Below are 16793 nucleotides of genomic sequence, written 5' to 3'. Positions count from 1 at the left end.
TCAGCCTAGCGGCGCACCGCGTCAAGGGTTTCGTAGAAATTCGGGTAGCTTGTCGCGACGGGCGACACATCGTCGATGGTCAGCGGCCGGCTGCATGCCAGCCCGGCGACCGACATGCTCATCGCGATACGATGGTCGAGCCGCGATGCGATCGTGCCCCCGCCGGGCAGGGGATCGCCGCCGCTGCCGTCGATGATCAGCCCGTCGGCGACTTCCTCGACATGCGCGCCGGCGGCTTCCAGCGCGGCGGCCATGACGGCGATCCGATCCGATTCCTTGACGCGCAGTTCCTCGGCGCCGCGTGCCACGGTGCGGCCCTGCGCCAGCGCGGCGGCGACGAACAGGATCGGATATTCGTCGATCATGCTCGGCGCGAGCTCGGGTGGAACCTCGATTCCCGAAAGCGGCGCATGGCGGACGATCAGATCCGCGACGGGCTCGCCGCCGACGATGCGCGGCTGCGCCTCGGTGATGTCGGCGCCCATCATCCGCAGCACCTGCACCAGCCCCGCGCGGGTGGGATTGAGGCCGACATTGGCGATGGTCAGCTCCGATCCCGGTACGATCGACGCTGCCACAATCCAGAAGGCGGCGCTCGAAGGATCGCCGGGCACTTCGATCTGCTGCGGAGTCAGTTCGGCCTCGCCGGTGATCGAAATAACGCGACCTTCCGCGGTTTCCTCGACGGTCAGCTCGGCACCGAATCCCCGCAGCATCCGTTCGCTGTGATCGCGTGTCGGAACCGGTTCGATCACGCGCGTGATGCCCGGCGTGTTGAGCCCGGCAAGCAGTACGGCCGACTTCACCTGCGCCGAAGCGACCGGCAGGCGATATGCGATCGGCACGGCGGGGCAGATGCCGCGCATGGTGAGCGGCAGGCGTCCTCCGGGCGACGCCGTGAATTCGGCGCCCATTTCCGTCAGCGGATCGATCACGCGGCCCATCGGGCGGCTGGAAAGCGATGCGTCTCCGGTGAAGGTGACGGTGATCGGATGGCTGGCGATCAAGCCCATCAAAAGCCGTGTCGACGTGCCCGAATTGCCCATGTCGAGTGCGGTACGCGGCTGGAGCAGTCCGCCGACGCCGACGCCGTGGACGCGCCACACCCCGTCCTCGCCGCGTTCGACCTGCGCGCCCATCGCGCGCATTGCGGCGGCGGTGGCGAGCACGTCTTCGCCCTCCAGCAGGCCGGTAATCCGGCTTTCGCCGACGGCGAGCCCCGCGAACATCAGCGCGCGATGGCTGATCGATTTGTCGCCGGGTACGCGCACGGTGCCGCGCAGCGGTCCGGCGGCGGAAAGGGCAAGCGGGCGGGGGGCTGTTGAGGTCATAGGACGCGCGGGCTTTTGACAGCGCGCTTGCGCTATGGCAAGGCGCCCCCCACTTTGCGGGCCGCGAGTCCTGCTTTACGCAGGCCGTATCCCCGAAAATCCCAGTTTCGAAAGGCAAGAGGCACCATATGGTGAAGCCGGAATGGGGCACGAAGCGTACGTGTCCGAAATGCGCGACGCGCTTTTACGATCTGCAGAAGGATGACCCGGTAACCTGCATCGAATGCGGTTACGCCTGGGAGCCCGAGCCGGTCCTCAAGTCGAAGCAGCCGCTTCCGTTCGAAGCGAACAAGCAGGAAACGGAAAAGAAGGAAAAGAGCGATTCGGATCTCGGTGACGAGGATCTGGACATCAGCGACGACGACGAGGAGTCGCCCGACGACGAAGTCGATCTGGGCGGTGACGACGATCTTGGGGTCAAGGCCTCCGAGGAAGACGACGAAAACTGAGTACCGACCGCCGCAAGTTCCGGTCGATTTCAAGGCGCGGAGCGGCGGCGTGAATCAGGTGCTTGCAATATCCGCGACGGCCGCCTAAAGGCCGTCGCCTTCCCGGGATGTGGGGCCGTAGCTCAGCTGGGAGAGCGTCGCAATGGCATTGCGAAGGTCAGGGGTTCGATCCCCCTCGGCTCCACCAACTTCCCTCCGGGAGTGTCTTCGCCTCGGTCGGTTTTCCGTCGCTCAGCCCCCCCTGAATCGCTGACTCGGATCCGTCTCGGGTTTGAATTCGCGCCCCGGGCGCGGCACGCTCGCCTTTCCTCAGGAAAGCGATGCCGTTTTGCCTCACCCCTCTTCGCCGTCGAGGCCGGGGATCCGGCGCTTGACGATCTTGACGACGACGAGCAGCAGCAGCCCCAGCGTGAAGGCAACCGCCACCAGTTGCCAATAGCCTGCGCCGCACGCGATGCCGATCGACGTCGCCAGCCAGATATTCGCTGCTGTCGTCAGGTTGCGCACGTCGCCGCCGCGCACGAAGATAAGCCCCGCGGCGATGAAGCCGATCGCCTGGGCCAGTCCCTGCACCACGCGCAGCGGGTCCGGCTGGGCGGCATCGCCGCGCAATTGCGCGAACATCATCAACGCGATCAGCGTGATCATCGCCGAACTGAGCGAGACCATGCCGTGCGTGCGGATTCCCGCCGAATGGCCGGTGCGTTCGCGATTGAAGCCGAGCAGCGCACCGAGCAGCGTCGCGATGCCCAGCCGCAGCGCGAGCTCGCCGATGCCGTATTCGGGGAGCGGTCCGTTCATCACGTCCCGACAACGGACGGGTCCATCCAATGGTTCAGCTTGGCGCGCGAAGCGCGTAGGGCAGGGGCCATGAGTCCGATCCGCATCGTTCCCGCCGCCACGCTCGTTCTGATGCGCGAGCGCGTGCAGGGGCCTCCCGAACTGCTGATGGTCGAGCGCGCTGCGGCGATGTCGTTCGCGGGCGGAGCGCTGGTTTTCCCCGGCGGACGGATCGATCCGGGCGATCATGCGCTTGCTGCCAGGTTGGGCGACACATCCGAAGACGCCGCGGCACGCGTCGCGGCGATTCGCGAAACGCTGGAGGAGACGGGCTTGGCGATCGGTATGCGGGTTGATTCCGGGGCAGTACCGCAAATCCGCGCGGCGCTGCATGACGGCACGCCGTTCGGCGAGGCGCTCGATATGGCCGATGCGCGGCTGGATGCCCATGCGCTGCTACCCTTTGCGCGCTGGTGCCCCGATCACAGCGCGCGCGTGTTCGATACGCGATTCTATCTTGCACGGGCGGATGCCGGCCTGCCCGATCCCGATCCCGACGGCAGCGAAAGCACGCGCGCCTTCTGGCGCTCGGCGCATGACGTGATTGCGGCGGCCGAAGCCGGAGAGGCGTCGGTCATCTATCCCACGCGGCGCAATCTGGAGCGGCTGGCGCGCTTCGGCGGCTATGAAGAGGCCGCTGCCCATGCGATCGGTCATCCGGTGCGCACGATCACGCCGTGGATCGAAACGCGCGAGGACGGCGATCATCTCTGCATCCCCGACGATCTTGGCTATCCGGTGACCTCCGAGCTGCTCAGCCGGGCGAAACGGGCTTCGTGAGCCGGGTACGCTCCATCCTGAAGGGAGTCGTGACTCTGGTGGTGATCGGTGCGCTCGCACTGGCGGGCTATGGCTGGCTGCGCGAGCGGCCGCAGGACCTGCCCTGGACGCAGCTCGACCTCGCCGATCCGATCGGGATGTTCACCGGCAGCAAGCTGGCCGGGCTGACCGACGATTTCGACCAGTGCCGCGCGCTGCTCGATCGCGCGGGCGTCGGCTATGACGCCGCCGATGCCGTTTCGCGGCCGGATCAGCCGCAATGCGGCTATTCCGACGGTATCGAACTCTCCGGTGGCGACGAGGGCCTCGATCTGTCCCCCGGCGGGCTGGAAACCGCCTGTCCCGTCGCGGCGGCGCTGATGAAATGGAAATGGGATGTGTTGCAGCCTGCCGCTCGGCGCCATTTCGACAGCCGCGTCGCGCAGGTCATCCATCTGGGAAGCTATAGCTGCCGCCGGCTCTATGGTCGCGAAAGCGGCGGATGGAGCGAACATGCCACCGCCGACGCCGTCGATATTTCAGGCTTTCGGCTGGAGGACGGCACGCGGATTTCGGTGCTGGAGGACTGGGACGGGGAAGGCGCCAGGGCGGCGTTCCTTCGCGACGTGCGCGATGGCGCGTGCAAGCTGTATGCGACGGTGCTGTCGCCCGAATACAATGCCCAGCACCGCGATCATTTTCACTTCGACCAGGCCGAGCGCGGCGCATCGGGCCGGCGCATGTGCGGCTGATCCCGGTCCGCCCGGTTCGCTGCGGCGCAGTTCGCGTCCGCCGATAAGCAAACGGCCCTCCGGGCGGGGAGGGCCGTAGCCGTTCTTCAGTTGGGCAATGCCCGGGTTTCGACCTTTTCCACCCATTGCGGGAAGAAGCTCGGCTGCCGGTTCGACCATCCCGATGCCGTCGCGGCGGCTTCGCTGATCGACTGGAGCAGCTTGCGCCGCAAGTCGGGGTGGAGGTGCGGCAGCGCCGCCGCCGAACAGAATGCCGAGGGAAGCCACGGCCGAACCTCGGCGCCCACCAGCCGCTCGTAGAGGAAGCGATAGGCCGAGAAGGTCGTCAGCCGGCCCTGACCCAGATCGAAGGCGGATACGCTCACCAGCGGCGCCATGAACGGTTCGACCTGATCGAGGCCGCTGTCGTCCGGCACCATCGCGCGGATTTCTTCCAGCCGGTCATACATACGTGCCTGGGCGCGGATGCTGGCTGCCTCGACGACGTCGCGCGACCAGCGCGCCATCGCGTCGTCGCGTTCGAGTCCGATATCGAGCGATCGGCGGACGTACCGCTGCGTCGCCGCGCTGAACCCTGCGAATTCCTTTATTTCGGCCAGCGTCATTGCACCTTCTGCCGGCTTTGATCGTGCGCCCATGATTCTACTCCCGCCCGCTCGTGAAATCCTTTCAACCCAAGCATGCGCGATAATGGTTAACGCGCCGCTTAACTCTTCGTCGTCCCCTGTTCACTATAGGAACGAATCCCGTGCTGCATTGCAACAATCGTGCGACGAACCGAGGCTCGCCATTGGATAATTCCCTTTGCCCTTGCCGGTCTGGCAAGGATTGCGGCCAAGCGCAGTCAAGGAAAGCTGCGGGTCAGGATTTCCCCTGATTCCGGGGAAATGCGGGGTTCCAGCGGCCTGGCGCCGCTATCCAACCGTTCGTCCGAAATCGGGACGCGGGGGCTGGGCGAGCGGTCTATAACCGGGCTAGCAGCCTTTTCAGCAGATCAACGGGGTCGTGGGGACCAGATGAAAATTCGCGGACTTGCAGCGCGCTTTGCGCTGGTGGCGGCGTGTTGCCTGACCATTGTGATGCCTGCCCAGGCCAAGTTCTGGCAGTGCGTCACGTTTGCCCGTTCGGTTTCGGGCATCGAAATCTACGGCAATGCCCGCACCTGGTGGGGGCAGGCGGCCGGGCGCTATGATCGCGGCAATACGCCCGAAATCGGCTCGGTCATGTCCTTCCGCCCGATCCCGCGCATGCCGCTCGGCCATGTCGCGATGGTCTCGCGTATCGTCAGCGATCGCGAAGTGCTGCTTACCCATGCCAACTGGTCGCGCCGCGGCGGCGTCGAGCGGGACGTGCGCGCGATCGATGTGTCGCCGGACAATGACTGGAGCCAGGTGCGTGTCTGGTATGCGCCGATCCAGGCGCTGGGCGGCACCACCTATCCGGTCAACGGCTTCATCTATCCCGAATCGCCCGAGGCACCCGAATGGCCCGAACTGTTCGCGGGGAATGAAGGCCTTGACCTGCTGGCCGCGGCACTGCGCACGGCCGGCTGATTGCGCGGCGAGTCAGGCGGGGCGGAAGTCCAGCGCCACGCCGTTCATGCACCAGCGTTCCCCGGTCGGCCGGGGCCCGTCCTTGAACACATGGCCCAGATGTCCGCCGCAGCGCCGGCACAGCGCTTCGGTGCGCGCCATCCCCAGGCTGCGATCGGCACGGGTAACCACGGCATTGTCGAGCGGCTGCCAGAAGCTCGGCCAGCCGGTGCCGCTTTCATATTTGGTGCGTGAGGGAAACAGCGGCAGCGCGCATCCGGCGCAGACGAACGTGCCGTTGCGCTTTTCGTTCAGTAGCGGGCTCGTATAGGGGCGCTCGGTGCCTGCTTCGCGCAGGATGCGGAATTCGGCGGGAGACAGACGGCGCCGCCATTCGGCTTCCGACAGGCTGAGTTCGAAGTCCTGCGCGTCGGCACGGCTTTCGCCCGGGGAACAGCCCAGCGTGGCGACGAATGCTCCGGCGCCGGCGCTCGCCAGAAAGGCGCGGCGATTCTGCTCGGGAAGGGTCATGGCAATGCTCCACAAATCGCCCGGCGGAGAGTTCGCTCGAAACCCGCATCCGGTCACCTTCAATCAGCGCCCCAATAGCATAACGGTTCCGCATGCCCGGGCGCGAGTTCCCGGTTACGAAGCCGGCGCGTTGGCCTGCGCCGCCCGTTTCCTCTTCCGCTTCGGCCCGGCCGATTGCAGCACCCCGCGCCGGAACCAGCGCGCGGCGAGCGAGATGATCACCACCACCCAGAGGAGCTGCCACGCCAGCGCGATCAGATGCGGCCAGATTTCGGGCGATTGCGCCGCACGGGCGATCATCGCCAGCGGCGAACTGAACGGAATGATCGCGGCGATCATCGCGATACTGCCGTCGGGATCCGATACTGCGGCAGAGGCGAGGCCCAGCATCGCCATGTTGCCGATCGTGATCGGAAGCGACATCATCTGCAGCTCGCGCTGCGTCGAAGCCTGCGCGCCGATGCCGAGCAGCAACGCGCTCATCAGCATGAACGACAACATGAAATAGGCGAAGAACAGCAGCGGATAGGCGGGAAACCCAACCGCGACGCCCATGTCCGAAAACACGCGTGCCACTTCGGGCGGGGCGAATGCGACGGCGTTGATACCGAGAGTCGCCCAGAAGCCGAGAAACAGCAGCGATACGCCGAAACTGCCCAGCAGCTTGCCGAAGAACACCGATTCGAGCGGTACCGCGGCGGCAAGGATCTCGATCACCTTGTTCGACCGCTCCTCGGCCATCGTCCCGATCGCCTGGCTCGACAGCATCAGCGTCAGGAGGAACAGGCCGAACGCCCCGAGAAACGCGATCTGTCCCTTGCCGCTCATTGTCGCTTCGGTGCGCGTCACCGGCTCGAGCGTCGCTGAGACGCTCGGCGCATCCGTTCCGAGGCGCATGTCGCGCAGCGCCGTTTCGGCGACTTGTGCCAGATAGCGGGCCGATGTCTTGGCGGTGTACAGCACGATCGGCTGTTCGAGCGGGCCGTAGAGCACTGCGGTCACTTCGGCATCGCTTGTGTCAAACAGGTCGCGCGCCTGCTTTTCCAGATCGTCCTGCGGGGCCATCACCATCAGCTCGCCCGGCCGGTCGTCGTTGCTCTTGGGGAACAGGTCGCGCAGCCGCGCATCGGCGGCGGACAGTGCCTGCGCCTGTTCGGGAGGGGCGAGCGCTACGATCCGCAAATGGCTCGCCGTACTCTGATCGACCATCGTCGCGCCGAGACCGCCGATGGCGCCGAAGCCGATCATGAACAAGGGCGCGAGCAGGAAGATCAGGAAAGTGGGCGTCGCGACAGTCGCCACGAAGTCGCGGCGTGCGACGGTCAGCGCCTGGCGGACATTCTTGCGCAGCCGGGTCATGCCATATCCTCCAGCGCTTCCTCGCCGACGATTCGGACGAATGCGTCGTGCAGGCTCGGCCGTTCGATCGACAGCCCCGATATCCCGTATCCCGCGTCGATCAGTGTGACGAGCAGCGTCTCGATGCCCGTTTCGGGCACGGTGAAGCGCCAACTGCCGTTGAAGCGTTCGGCGTCGGGCGGGAGCAGCGCGGCGATCCCGTCATCGGCGAAATGCGGCGTGTAACGGGCCTGTTGCGGCAGAGTCGCGCGCGCATCGTCAGGCGTGCCTTCAAAGCGCACCTTGCCCTTGGCGACGATGGCGAGCCGATCGCACAGCCGTTCGGCATGCGCCATGACATGCGTGGAAAAGAGAATGGTCGCGCCGCGATCGCGTTCGCCGACGATCAGCTTTTCGAGCCGTTCCTGATTGACCGGGTCGAGGCCCGAAAAGGGTTCGTCGAGCACCAGCAATTCGGGGCGGTGCACGGTGGATCCGAGCAACTGGACGAATTGGGCCATCCCCTTGGACAGTTTCCGTATCTTCTCGTCGGCGGCATGGCCCAGGCCCGCTTCGGCCATCAGTTCCTCGGCGCGCTTGCGCCCGGTTTTCCAGTCGAGCCCGCGCAGCGCGCCCATGAACGCGATCGCGTCCTTGGCGCGCATGCTGGGATAAAGGCCGCGCTCTTCGGGCAGATAGCCGACATCGTCGCTGGCGTCGCGCGGGCGATCATGGCCGAGCAGCGTGCGCTCGCCTTCGTCGGGTTCGATGATGCCGAGCAGCATGCGCAGCGTCGTCGTCTTGCCCGCGCCATTGGGCCCGAGCACGCCGTAGATCAGACCCTTGGGCACCGATACCGACACGCCATCGACCACGCGCTTGCCGCCGAACTTCTTGACCAGTCCCGTCGCCGATATTGCCGGTTCGCTCAAGCTATCTTCTCCTTGCCGGCCCGTGGTAGCGGGAGGGAGTGACCGACCACAAGCCAATCGAAACACGGATCCGGGAAAAGGCCGCCGAACTCGGCTTCGCCGCGGCCGGGATTGCGCGCGCCGATGCCGCGCCGCGCGCCGGCGAGCGATTGCACCAATGGATCGCCGATGGCTGTCATGGCGACATGATCTGGATGGAGGCGCGCGCGCATCAGCGCCAGAGCCCGGCATCGCTCTGGCCCGAAGTCCGATCGGTGATCGCGTTGGGAATGAGCTACGCTCCCGGTCGCGATCCGCTTGCGCTCGCCGATGCGGGCGGGGTGGGGCGCATCTCGGTCTATGCCCAGGGCGCCGACTATCACGACACGGTGAAAAAGGCGCTCAAGCATCTAGCCCGCTGGCTGGTCGCCGAAATTCCCGAAACCGAGCTCAAGGTGTTCGTCGATACCGCGCCGGTGATGGAAAAGCCGCTGGCGGAAGCGGCGGGGCTGGGCTGGCAGGGCAAGCACAGCAATCTGGTGAGCCGCGATCACGGCAGCTGGCTGTTCCTCGGCGCGATTTACACCACGCTCGATCTGGCGCCCGACCGGGCCGGGCGCGACAGTTGCGGCAGATGTTCGGCCTGTCAGGATGCATGTCCGACCGATGCCTTTCCCGCACCCTACCGGCTCGATGCGCGGCGGTGCATTTCCTATCTGACGATCGAACATGCCGGACCGATCCCGCACGAATTCCGGCAGGGCATCGGCAATCGCATCTATGGCTGCGACGATTGCCTGGCGGTTTGCCCGTGGAACAAGTTTGCGCGGCAAAGCGCGGCGCATCGCGCATTCCTGCCGCGCGGCGAACTGGCTGCCCCGGCGCTCGGGGATCTGATGGCGCTCGACGATACGGCGTTTCGCCAGGTGTTTTCGGGATCGCCGATCAAGCGGATCGGGCGCGACCGGATGGTGCGCAACTGCCTGATCGCGGCGGGCAACAGCGGCGAGGCGGCAATGGTGCCACAGGTTGCCGGTTTGCTCGATGACGAGGCGCCGGCCGTGCGCGGAGCGGCGGTCTGGGCGCTGGGACGGCTCGATCCGGCCCGCTGGCGGCAGGAGCGCGATGCGCGTGCCGCCGGTGAACCCGACGATGATGTCACGCGCGAGTGGACGCTCGCGCCTTAACGCGCGCGCAGTGACGCGATGCAGCTCGACGGATCGATCGGGCTGCCGTCGCGCAGCCGCGTTTCCATGAACGTAACCGTCGGTGATCCGCGCCCGTTTTCAGGGGGGTAGAGATAGGCGTCGAGAACGCAGGTGCCGTTGGCGAACTGAACCTTGCGTCCGCGCCCCTCGCTGATGTCGAGTGTCGGCGCGCCGAACTGCGCGAACAGCCGGTCGGCCTGCTGCCCCATGACCGCAGTGGTCAGCGGTACATCGGTGGGCACCGGAACCGCCGGGCCGGGGCGTCGCGCGGCGCCGGTAATGCCGCTCCCGCTGCTGCATGCCGAAACCAGCAGGGCGGCCAGAGCGACCGCAGCGATACGCGCCTTCATTCAATACCCTTTCGATGCAGCATATGCGTCGCCATTGCCGTGCCGAGCACCGGGGCGATCAGGTTCAGCCCCGGTATCAGGAACAGCCCGGTCCCGATACCGCCAAGCAGGAAGCGGCGAAAGATGGTGCGTGAGCGCCAGCGTGCCAGCTTTTCCTTCGGCATGTGGCGCGCGGCGACCATATCGCCCAGGTCGCGGCCGAGCAGCCAGGCATTGACGACGAAGAAGGCGACCGCGGTGCCGACGCCGGTCACCAGCAGGATCAGGTATAGCGGCGAGAGAACGACATTGATCGCGATCGCGCGCGCCGCCGATCCCAGCCCCATCCATACGCCGCGCCAGAAAGGCACGTCGCGCGCGCTCGCCAGCCGGTCGGGATAATGTTTCTGTTCGACCGCGACGACGACTTCGTCGGCGAAGATGCCGATCACGGCGACGGCGATCGCGCGGAACAGCAGCCAGGAAGCGAGCAGGAACAGGATCAGCGAGATCAGGTCCGCCAGCCCCTGATGCTCGCTGGCCGCCTGCGCCCACCCCGTGGCCCAGCCCCACAGCGTGCCCGGCTCGCCCGCCGGCGCGCCGTTCACCAGCCGGAACAGCCAGCGCATGCCCCACCAAAGTGCTGCGCCGACTACGCCGAAAGCAATGATCGTGACCGCAAGCGATTTCAGAAAAACCCGCGCGATCGGCTTGTCGAGCAACTGCCCGAAAGACAGAAAAAACGATTGAAACATCCCGCCTTGCCGCTCCCCGATATTGCGCGCTTCGGTTGCACTCCTTCTTGCCGCCGCCTAGGTGCGGGCTGCAACCCCAAAGGAGAAGCGTGTGACGACCCCTGAATATGACGTCGTGGCGATCGGCAATGCGATCGTCGATGTACTGGCCCAGTCGAGCGACGAATTCATCGTCGAACAGGGCATGACCAAGGGATCGATGCAGCTCGTCTTCTCTCCCGAGGAAGCCGACGCGCTCTATGCCAAGATGGGGCCGGGGCGCGAGGTTTCGGGCGGTTCGGCGGCGAACACCGTCGCGGGCATCGCCTCGCTCGGCGGCAAATGCGGGTTTATCGGCCAGGTCGCCGACGATGAACTCGGCCAGATCTTCAAGCACGACATCAATTCGGTCGGCATCCATTACGATACCGCGCCGCGCGCGGGCGACCCGACCACCGCGCGCTGCCTGATCTTCGTGACGCCCGACGGGCAGCGCACGATGAACACCTTTCTCGGCGCTTCGCAGTTCCTGCCTGAAAGCGCGCTCGACAAGGATCTGATCGCCAAGGGCGCGATCCTCTATCTCGAAGGCTATCTCTGGGATCCCGAAGAGCCGCGCCAGGCGATGCGCGCCGCGATCGACGTCGCGCGGAGCAACGGGCGCAAGGTCGCCTTCACGCTTTCGGACGTCTTCTGCATCTCGCGCCACGGCGACGATTTCCGCAAGCTGATCGCCGACGGGCTGGTCGACATCCTGTTCGCCAACGAGAATGAACTGCTCGCGCTTGCCGATCTCGAGGATTTCGATGCCGCGGTCGAAAAGATCGCGCCGCAGGTGCCGGTGCTCGTCGTCACCCGCAGCGAAAAGGGCGCGATCGCGCTGACCGGCGGCGAGCGGGCCGAAGTATCGGCGGAGGCGATCGACAAGGTCGTCGACACCACCGGCGCGGGCGACCTGTTCGCCGCGGGCTTCCTGCGCGGCCAGGCGCAGGGCAAGAGCGTCGCCGATTCGCTCAGGATGGGCTCGGTCTGCGCGGCCGAGATCATCAGCCACTATGGCGCACGGCCGGAAGTCGACCTCAAGGATCTGGTGACGAAGAAGCTGGGATAAGCCACATTCCTCCCCCGGCGGGGGAGGTGGCAGCCCGAAGGGCTGACGGAGGGGTAGTTTCGGCAAGCGAGGCGCTCGCGGCCAATACCCCTCCACCGCCTTCGGCGGTCCCCCTCTCCCTCCGGGGGAGGATTTCTGTCCACAGAGAAAAAAGACCGGGGTCGATTCCCGGCCTTTTTCTTGTCCGGTGCGCGCGGCCGCAACGGCCAACAAAACAAAAGGGCCGGGGATCGCTCCCCGGCCCTTTGCTGTTTGGCCGTCGACGGCCTGGCGGATTACTCCGCCGGAGCCGGCGCCTCGTCGAACAGTTCGTGCGGCGTGTCGCGGCCATGATCCTTGCCCGCGTTGCGGACACCCTTGGCGAGCTTGAACACCACCGGAGACAGGATCGCCAGCGCCAGCAGGTTGGGCAGCACCATCGTCGCGTTGGAAATGTCGCCCAGCCGCCAGATCAGCTCGAGCGGGAAGGTCGCGCTGAAGAAGATCACCACGCACCACAGCAGGCGCCAGATCATGTGCAGGATCTTCTCGCCTTGCGGCGTCGATCCGGGGATCATGTCGTAGAGAAAGGTGATCGCGCGTTCGCCGTAATAGCTCCAGGTGAGCAACGTCGTGAAGACGAACAGCAGCAGCGCGAGCGATGCGACCAGCGTGCCGATCGGAATACCCGCAACATCGAGCGGGAAGGCTGCCGCGAAGGCACCCGAGGTCATGGCGAAGCCGTTGAGATCGGACTGCCAGGCATGCTTCACCGCTTCACCGCCACCGGTGAACTGGCCTTCGACGGTCAGGATGACCAGCGCGGTCATGGTGCAGATCAGGATCGTGTCGATGAAGGTGCCCATCATCGCAAAGCGACCCTGCAGCGCCGGATCCTTGGTCTGGGCGACGGCATGCGCGATCGGAGTCGAACCCTGACCCGCTTCGTTCGAGAACAGGCCGCGTGCGGCACCGGCGCGGATCGCAACGATCATGCTGGCGCCCAAAAAGCCGCCCATCGCCGATTGCGGATTGAATGCGCCGCCGAAAATGCGGCTGAAGGTTTCGGGAAGATCGCCGAAATTCATGATCAGCGCGATCAGCGCCATGATGATGTAGAGCGTCGCCATGGTCGGCACGACCTTTTCGGCGACGGCGCCGATCGACTTGATGCCGCCGATGATGACGATGAACACCGCGATCGCGGCGATAGCGCCGCCGATCCATTCATCCATCCCGGTCAGTTCGTTGAACGAATCAGCAAAGCTGTTCGCCTGAATGCCGTTGCCGGTGATCAGGCCTGAGAAGAGCACGGCAAGACAGAAGACGATCGCCAGCCACTTCCATTTCGGGCCCATGCCGAAGGTGATGTAGCTCATCGGGCCGCCGCGATAATGGCCTTCCGGCGTGATTTCGCGATAGCGGATGGCGAGCGCGCCTTCGGCGAAGGCGAGCGACATGCCGAGCAGCGCGGTGATCCACATCCAGAAGATCGCACCCGGCCCGCCCAGCGTGATCGCGGTTGCGACACCGGCAAGGTTGCCCGTGCCGACCTGACCCGACAGCGCCGTGGAAAGCGCCGCGAACGGCGAAATCTCGCCAGCACCGTTCTTGCCGCCCGATTTGACGAACAGCCCCTTGAATGCCGAGGGAAGCTGCAGGATCGGATAGAATTTGAGGCCGATCATCAGATAGAGACCGACCCCGAAAAGGATCACCACCAGCGGCGGTATCGGCAGCACCTCGGTGCCGTTCCATGTGCCCCCCCAGATAAAGTCGGACACATTGGTTACTTGGTCGATCAGGCTGGTGTTCGCCGCCTGATCCGCAGCTGCTGCTGTCACGAAAATCCCCCTTCGGATACGCAGAAAGCGGGAGGCTAGCCGATGGGGTGGAGTGAGGGAAGGCTTTGTGACGGATCGGTGGCATACGGGTTCGGTTACCGCGCGACGATCAGCCGATAGCCCGCGTCATAGGCTTCGCGCGCAAGCAGCGCGGCATGGCGGCGCGGCCATTCGCCGCTGTTCAGATCGTCGCGCAGCCGGTCGAGCCCCACCTGCAGATCGTCCAGCGCCCAGAAGGAGGAAATGCCCGAGCGAATACGCGGGTCGAGATAGGCGGCGGGCCTGCGCCAATAGGCGTAGAGAAAGCCGTCGCTGCAGTCGTGCGGCACTTCGAGCGGCGACACCGTGACATCGCCCAGCCAGTCCGCATAGTCCGCCATCGTCGGCATCTGCGCCTCGTCGAGCGCGGCGAGTTGCGGCAGATAGTCGGTCAGCCACGGCCGCTGCGCCGGATCGAAGGTGACCAGCACCACTGGCCCGCGCGTCACCCGGCGCATCTCGCGCAGCCCGGCGGCCTTGTCGGTCCAGTGATGGAGCGTGAGGACCGCCATCGACGCGTCGAAGCTGTCGTCGGGGAAGGGCAGCGCTTCGGCGACGCCCTGAATGGCAGGTGCGGCATCGGCCGCGCGCCTGGCGATCATCTCCGTCGACGGTTCCACCGCCGTCACCCGCCGGTCGGCGGGTTCATAGGAACCGGTGCCCGCACCGACATTGAGCACCGAGCGCGCATCGCCCAGCGCGCGATGAATCGCGGCGGCGATTCTCGGATCCGGGCGCCGCAGCTGCACATAATTGACGCCGATCGTGTCGTAGAGCGCGGTCATGGGGCTAGCCGACAAGCCATAGCTTGATCGATGCAAGCATCGCGCGAAGCCCGCGTTTCTCGCGTGCGGCCGGTATGATGGCGGTGCCCGGCAGTCGGGCGTAGTAGCTCCCGTCCTTCTCGCTCCAGAGGGGCGGTTGCGTCAGCGCCTCGATCTCGTCCGGGCCGGACAGCAGCGGCAGCAGTTTCTGCTGCGCCCATTCTGCGCTGGCGACGACTTCCTGCCATGCCGGATCGGCGAGGATGGTGGCAGCATCCCATTCGTCACAGGGTGCTTGATAGGCATCCGCCAATGCGTGAAATCCAGCGACCGTATGGGCTTCTGCCTTGCTGAGATGCCCCCATTCGAGCCGCTTTCGATAGGCATCCTCCTGCCCAAGATAGGCAGCGCCATCGAAATAGTCCGCCATGCATTCGACGAACGAGTAGCTTGGGTTCCGCTCCTTGGGATCTAGCCAGCGGCGTTGCTGGGTATCCCGGTCGGCAAAGGCCTGAAGTGCCGACAGCCAGCTCAAGCGCCAGAAGCGCCGTATTTCCGCGTCGGACATCTCATAGCTCGCCATCCGCCAAATCTGCGGTTCGGGGCGAGACAACGCAACGAAAAAGGGCCGGCATCGCTGCCGGCCCTCTTCGGTGTCGTCTCAGGCGTCCTTGCCGCCCGGCGTATGCGCGTCGCCGATCGGTGGGACGGGCTGGGGCGGGGCGTCGGGATCGTCTTCATGCACTTCGACATGGCCCAGGCCGACATGGCTCTTGCGGTAGCCATAGAGGAAATAGACGACCAGCCCGATGCCGCCCCATACCGGCAGCACCATCTTCGCTTCGAACGGCAGGTTGAAATAGAGGCCGAGCGTGCCGAGGATCGCCAACGGCGCAACCACCCAGACCAGCGGCGTGCGGAACGGGCGCGGGCGATCGGGCTGCGTCCGGCGCAGGATCAGCACCGCCAGCGCCACCATGAAGAAGGCGAACAAAGTCCCCGAGTTCGAAATGTCGGCAAGCTGCCCTACCGGCAGGAACGCCGCGAAGAAGGAGACGGCGACGCCGGTGATCATCGTCACGATATGCGGCGTCTTCCACTTGGGATGGATCGCGGCGAGCTTTTCGGGAAGCAGTCCGTCGCGCGCCATCACGAAGAAGATGCGCGTCTGGCCGAACAGCATGATCAGGATGACCGAGGGCAGGGCAAGGAACGCCGCGACGCCGATCAGGTCGCCCAGCCGCTCGTAACCGATCGAGCGCAGGACATGGGCGAGCGCTTCGCGCGAGCAGACGAGCGGCTCGGTGGCGACCGAAGCGATCGCCTGGCATTGCTGCGCCAGCGCCTGCGTGCCCGGGGCGAGGATCTCGCCTGCCGGGCCGGTCACCGGCTGCGCGCCCAGCGCCCCGATCGCGCCCGCTGCGACGAGCAGATAGAAGACGGTACAGATCGCCAGCGATCCGATCAGGCCGATCGGCACGTTGCGCTGCGGATTCTTGGTCTCCTCCGCCGCCGTCGAAACCGCGTCGAAGCCGACATAGGCGAAGAAGATCGAGGCCGCCGCACCGACCGCGCCGAGGCCCGCGCCATGGCCGTTGCCGAACCAGCCGTTCGGCATGAACGGTTCGAAATTGGCCCCCTGCATCACCGGCAGGGTCAGGCCGATGAAGACGGTCAGCGCGGTCACCTTGATCGCCACCAGCACCGCGTTCACCCGCGCGCTTTCGGTGGTGCCGATCATCAGCAGCAGCGTGACGAGCAGCGCGATGAGCAGCGCTGGCAGATTGACGATTCCTCCCGCATAGGGGCCGACCGCCAGCACGTGCGGAAATTCGACTCCCCAGCTGTGCAGCAGGCCGACGAAATAGCCCGACCAGCCCACCGATACGGCCGAAGCGGCGACGGCATATTCGAGGATCAGCGCCCAGCCGACCATCCAGGCGAGCAGCTCGCCCATCACGGCATAGGTATAGGTATAGGCGGAGCCCGACACCGGCACCATCGACGCGATTTCGGAATAGCAGAGCGCCGCCACGCCGCACACCACGGCAGCGATGACGAAGGCCCACATCATGCCGGGCCCGGCTTTCTGCGCGGCTTCGGAAGTGAGAACGAAAATGCCCGTGCCGATGATCGCGCCGACGCCGAGCAAGGTCAGTTGCACGGCGCCCAGCGAGCGGGTCAGCGATTTCTTTTCGGCGGTGGCAAGGATGGCGTCGAGAGGCTTGATGCGCCCGAAGATCATTGACGTGCGACTTTCGAAACGAGCCCCGGCGCATCAGCGCCGGCGGCTCGAATTGGAAAGCGGCACGCTAGCGGCTTTTGCGCCGCCGACAACCGAA

18 protein-coding genes and 1 tRNA gene are annotated in these 16793 nt (G+C 65.7%); 7 read left to right on the top strand and 12 right to left on the bottom strand.

Features of this window, described 5'->3' with window-relative positions; translation table 11 throughout:
* Window positions 1–5 precede the first annotated feature (5 nt).
* The gene (gene aroA / locus G5C33_RS16315; protein ID WP_165328108.1) at window positions 6–1331 is read right to left on the bottom strand and encodes a 3-phosphoshikimate 1-carboxyvinyltransferase; all 1326 of its coding nucleotides are present in this window, start codon (window positions 1329–1331) and stop codon (window positions 6–8) included.
* Between the two features lie 128 nt (window positions 1332–1459).
* On the opposite strand from aroA, the gene G5C33_RS16310 reads away from it, so the two are divergent.
* Together G5C33_RS16310 and G5C33_RS16305 are read left to right on the top strand one after the other, a co-directional pair.
* Window positions 1460–1780 carry a TIGR02300 family protein gene (locus G5C33_RS16310; RefSeq protein WP_165328107.1) on the top strand — a complete coding sequence of 107 codons (321 nt, stop codon included), beginning with the start codon at window positions 1460–1462 and terminating at the stop codon, window positions 1778–1780.
* Between the two features lie 111 nt (window positions 1781–1891).
* Window positions 1892–1967 (top strand) — tRNA-Ala (locus G5C33_RS16305).
* Window positions 1968–2113: 146 nt separating this feature from the next.
* On the opposite strand, the gene G5C33_RS16300 is transcribed toward G5C33_RS16305, so the two are convergent.
* On the bottom strand, window positions 2114–2581 hold the full coding sequence (locus G5C33_RS16300) for an MgtC/SapB family protein (protein ID WP_165328106.1): 468 nt from the start codon (window positions 2579–2581) through the stop codon (window positions 2114–2116).
* 69 nt (window positions 2582–2650) lie between these two features.
* Between G5C33_RS16300 and G5C33_RS16295 the strand changes: the two genes are divergently transcribed.
* Together G5C33_RS16295 and G5C33_RS16290 are read left to right on the top strand one after the other, a co-directional pair.
* Window positions 2651–3400: an NUDIX hydrolase gene (locus G5C33_RS16295; RefSeq protein WP_165328105.1), complete on the top strand. Its 750-nt coding sequence runs from the start codon at window positions 2651–2653 to the stop codon at window positions 3398–3400.
* On the top strand, window positions 3397–4131 hold the full coding sequence (locus G5C33_RS16290) for an extensin-like domain-containing protein (protein ID WP_228275102.1): 735 nt from the start codon (window positions 3397–3399) through the stop codon (window positions 4129–4131). Before G5C33_RS16295 ends, G5C33_RS16290 begins: the two co-directional genes overlap by 4 nt.
* Before the next feature lie 86 nt (window positions 4132–4217).
* Here the strand turns inward: G5C33_RS16290 and G5C33_RS16285 are convergent, their stop codons facing one another.
* Window positions 4218–4769 (bottom strand): hypothetical protein, encoded by a 552-nt coding sequence (locus G5C33_RS16285; protein WP_165328104.1) that lies wholly within the window; start codon window positions 4767–4769, stop codon window positions 4218–4220.
* A gap of 378 nt (window positions 4770–5147) precedes the next feature.
* Here G5C33_RS16285 and G5C33_RS16280 point away from each other — a divergent pair, with 378 nt between their 5' ends.
* Window positions 5148–5684 carry a CHAP domain-containing protein gene (locus G5C33_RS16280; RefSeq protein ID WP_165328103.1) on the top strand — a complete coding sequence of 179 codons (537 nt, stop codon included), beginning with the start codon at window positions 5148–5150 and terminating at the stop codon, window positions 5682–5684.
* A gap of 12 nt (window positions 5685–5696) precedes the next feature.
* On the opposite strand, the gene msrB is transcribed toward G5C33_RS16280, so the two are convergent.
* The 3 genes from msrB to G5C33_RS16265 all read right to left on the bottom strand — a co-directional run bounded on the left by msrB (window position 5697) and on the right by G5C33_RS16265 (window position 8464).
* Window positions 5697–6194 carry a peptide-methionine (R)-S-oxide reductase MsrB gene (gene msrB, locus G5C33_RS16275; RefSeq protein ID WP_165328102.1) on the bottom strand — a complete coding sequence of 166 codons (498 nt, stop codon included), beginning with the start codon at window positions 6192–6194 and terminating at the stop codon, window positions 5697–5699.
* Window positions 6195–6308: 114 nt separating this feature from the next.
* Entirely contained in the window at window positions 6309–7553 is a 1245-nt protein-coding gene (locus G5C33_RS16270) for an ABC transporter permease (protein WP_165328101.1), read from the bottom strand.
* Window positions 7550–8464 (bottom strand): ABC transporter ATP-binding protein, encoded by a 915-nt coding sequence (locus G5C33_RS16265; RefSeq protein ID WP_165328100.1) that lies wholly within the window; start codon window positions 8462–8464, stop codon window positions 7550–7552. Before G5C33_RS16265 ends, G5C33_RS16270 begins: the two co-directional genes overlap by 4 nt.
* A 38-nt stretch (window positions 8465–8502) precedes the next feature.
* Here G5C33_RS16265 and queG point away from each other — a divergent pair, with 38 nt between their 5' ends.
* Window positions 8503–9630: a tRNA epoxyqueuosine(34) reductase QueG gene (queG, locus tag G5C33_RS16260; RefSeq protein WP_165328099.1), complete on the top strand. Its 1128-nt coding sequence runs from the start codon at window positions 8503–8505 to the stop codon at window positions 9628–9630.
* On the opposite strand, the gene G5C33_RS16255 is transcribed toward queG, so the two are convergent.
* Together G5C33_RS16255 and G5C33_RS16250 are read right to left on the bottom strand one after the other, a co-directional pair.
* Complete coding sequence (locus G5C33_RS16255; protein ID WP_165328098.1) at window positions 9627–10001, bottom strand: hypothetical protein; 375 nt, start codon at window positions 9999–10001, stop codon at window positions 9627–9629. The two genes, queG and G5C33_RS16255, sit on opposite strands and share 4 nt — an antisense overlap.
* Window positions 9998–10735, bottom strand: a complete 738-nt coding sequence (locus tag G5C33_RS16250) for an EI24 domain-containing protein (protein ID WP_165328097.1) — start codon at window positions 10733–10735, stop codon at window positions 9998–10000. The genes G5C33_RS16255 and G5C33_RS16250 overlap by 4 nt, the downstream gene beginning before the upstream one ends.
* A 91-nt stretch (window positions 10736–10826) precedes the next feature.
* On the opposite strand from G5C33_RS16250, the gene G5C33_RS16245 reads away from it, so the two are divergent.
* Complete coding sequence (locus G5C33_RS16245) at window positions 10827–11825, top strand: adenosine kinase (RefSeq protein WP_165328096.1); 999 nt, start codon at window positions 10827–10829, stop codon at window positions 11823–11825.
* Between the two features lie 275 nt (window positions 11826–12100).
* Here the strand turns inward: G5C33_RS16245 and G5C33_RS16240 are convergent, their stop codons facing one another.
* The 4 genes from G5C33_RS16240 to G5C33_RS16225 all read right to left on the bottom strand — a co-directional run bounded on the left by G5C33_RS16240 (window position 12101) and on the right by G5C33_RS16225 (window position 16696).
* A complete protein-coding gene (locus G5C33_RS16240) occupies window positions 12101–13648 on the bottom strand; it encodes an alanine/glycine:cation symporter family protein (RefSeq protein WP_165328095.1) in 1548 nt (515 codons plus the stop codon).
* A gap of 95 nt (window positions 13649–13743) precedes the next feature.
* Window positions 13744–14472: a class I SAM-dependent methyltransferase gene (locus tag G5C33_RS16235; protein WP_165328094.1), complete on the bottom strand. Its 729-nt coding sequence runs from the start codon at window positions 14470–14472 to the stop codon at window positions 13744–13746.
* Between the two features lie 4 nt (window positions 14473–14476).
* The gene (locus G5C33_RS16230) at window positions 14477–15019 is read right to left on the bottom strand and encodes a hypothetical protein (protein WP_165328093.1); all 543 of its coding nucleotides are present in this window, start codon (window positions 15017–15019) and stop codon (window positions 14477–14479) included.
* Window positions 15020–15112: 93 nt separating this feature from the next.
* A complete protein-coding gene (locus G5C33_RS16225) occupies window positions 15113–16696 on the bottom strand; it encodes an amino acid permease (RefSeq protein ID WP_165328092.1) in 1584 nt (527 codons plus the stop codon).
* Window positions 16697–16793: the final 97 nt, after the last annotated feature.

The organism is Sphingosinithalassobacter tenebrarum, from assembly GCF_011057975.1.
GTDB classification, from domain to species: Bacteria; Pseudomonadota; Alphaproteobacteria; order Sphingomonadales; family Sphingomonadaceae; genus Sphingomonas; species Sphingomonas tenebrarum.
This window is presented reverse-complemented; position numbering and strand designations above follow the sequence as displayed.

Excerpts from the sequence above, each read along its gene's own strand:
- G5C33_RS16270 (WP_165328101.1), bottom strand. The coding sequence starts at position 7,553 with ATGACCCGGCTGCGCAAGAATGTCCGCCAGGCGCTGACCGTCGCACGC.
- G5C33_RS16280 (WP_165328103.1), top strand. The coding sequence starts at position 5,148 with ATGAAAATTCGCGGACTTGCAGCGCGCTTTGCGCTGGTGGCGGCGTGT.
- G5C33_RS16230 (WP_165328093.1), bottom strand. The coding sequence starts at position 15,019 with ATGTCCGACGCGGAAATACGGCGCTTCTGGCGCTTGAGCTGGCTGTCG.
- msrB (WP_165328102.1), bottom strand. The coding sequence starts at position 6,194 with ATGACCCTTCCCGAGCAGAATCGCCGCGCCTTTCTGGCGAGCGCCGGC.
- G5C33_RS16250 (WP_165328097.1), bottom strand. The coding sequence starts at position 10,735 with ATGTTTCAATCGTTTTTTCTGTCTTTCGGGCAGTTGCTCGACAAGCCG.
- G5C33_RS16255 (WP_165328098.1), bottom strand. The coding sequence starts at position 10,001 with ATGAAGGCGCGTATCGCTGCGGTCGCTCTGGCCGCCCTGCTGGTTTCG.
- aroA (WP_165328108.1), bottom strand. The coding sequence starts at position 1,331 with ATGACCTCAACAGCCCCCCGCCCGCTTGCCCTTTCCGCCGCCGGACCG.
- G5C33_RS16310 (WP_165328107.1), top strand. The coding sequence starts at position 1,460 with ATGGTGAAGCCGGAATGGGGCACGAAGCGTACGTGTCCGAAATGCGCG.
- G5C33_RS16285 (WP_165328104.1), bottom strand. The coding sequence starts at position 4,769 with ATGGGCGCACGATCAAAGCCGGCAGAAGGTGCAATGACGCTGGCCGAA.
- G5C33_RS16235 (WP_165328094.1), bottom strand. The coding sequence starts at position 14,472 with ATGACCGCGCTCTACGACACGATCGGCGTCAATTATGTGCAGCTGCGG.
- G5C33_RS16300 (WP_165328106.1), bottom strand. The coding sequence starts at position 2,581 with ATGAACGGACCGCTCCCCGAATACGGCATCGGCGAGCTCGCGCTGCGG.
- G5C33_RS16225 (WP_165328092.1), bottom strand. The coding sequence starts at position 16,696 with ATGATCTTCGGGCGCATCAAGCCTCTCGACGCCATCCTTGCCACCGCC.
- G5C33_RS16295 (WP_165328105.1), top strand. The coding sequence starts at position 2,651 with ATGAGTCCGATCCGCATCGTTCCCGCCGCCACGCTCGTTCTGATGCGC.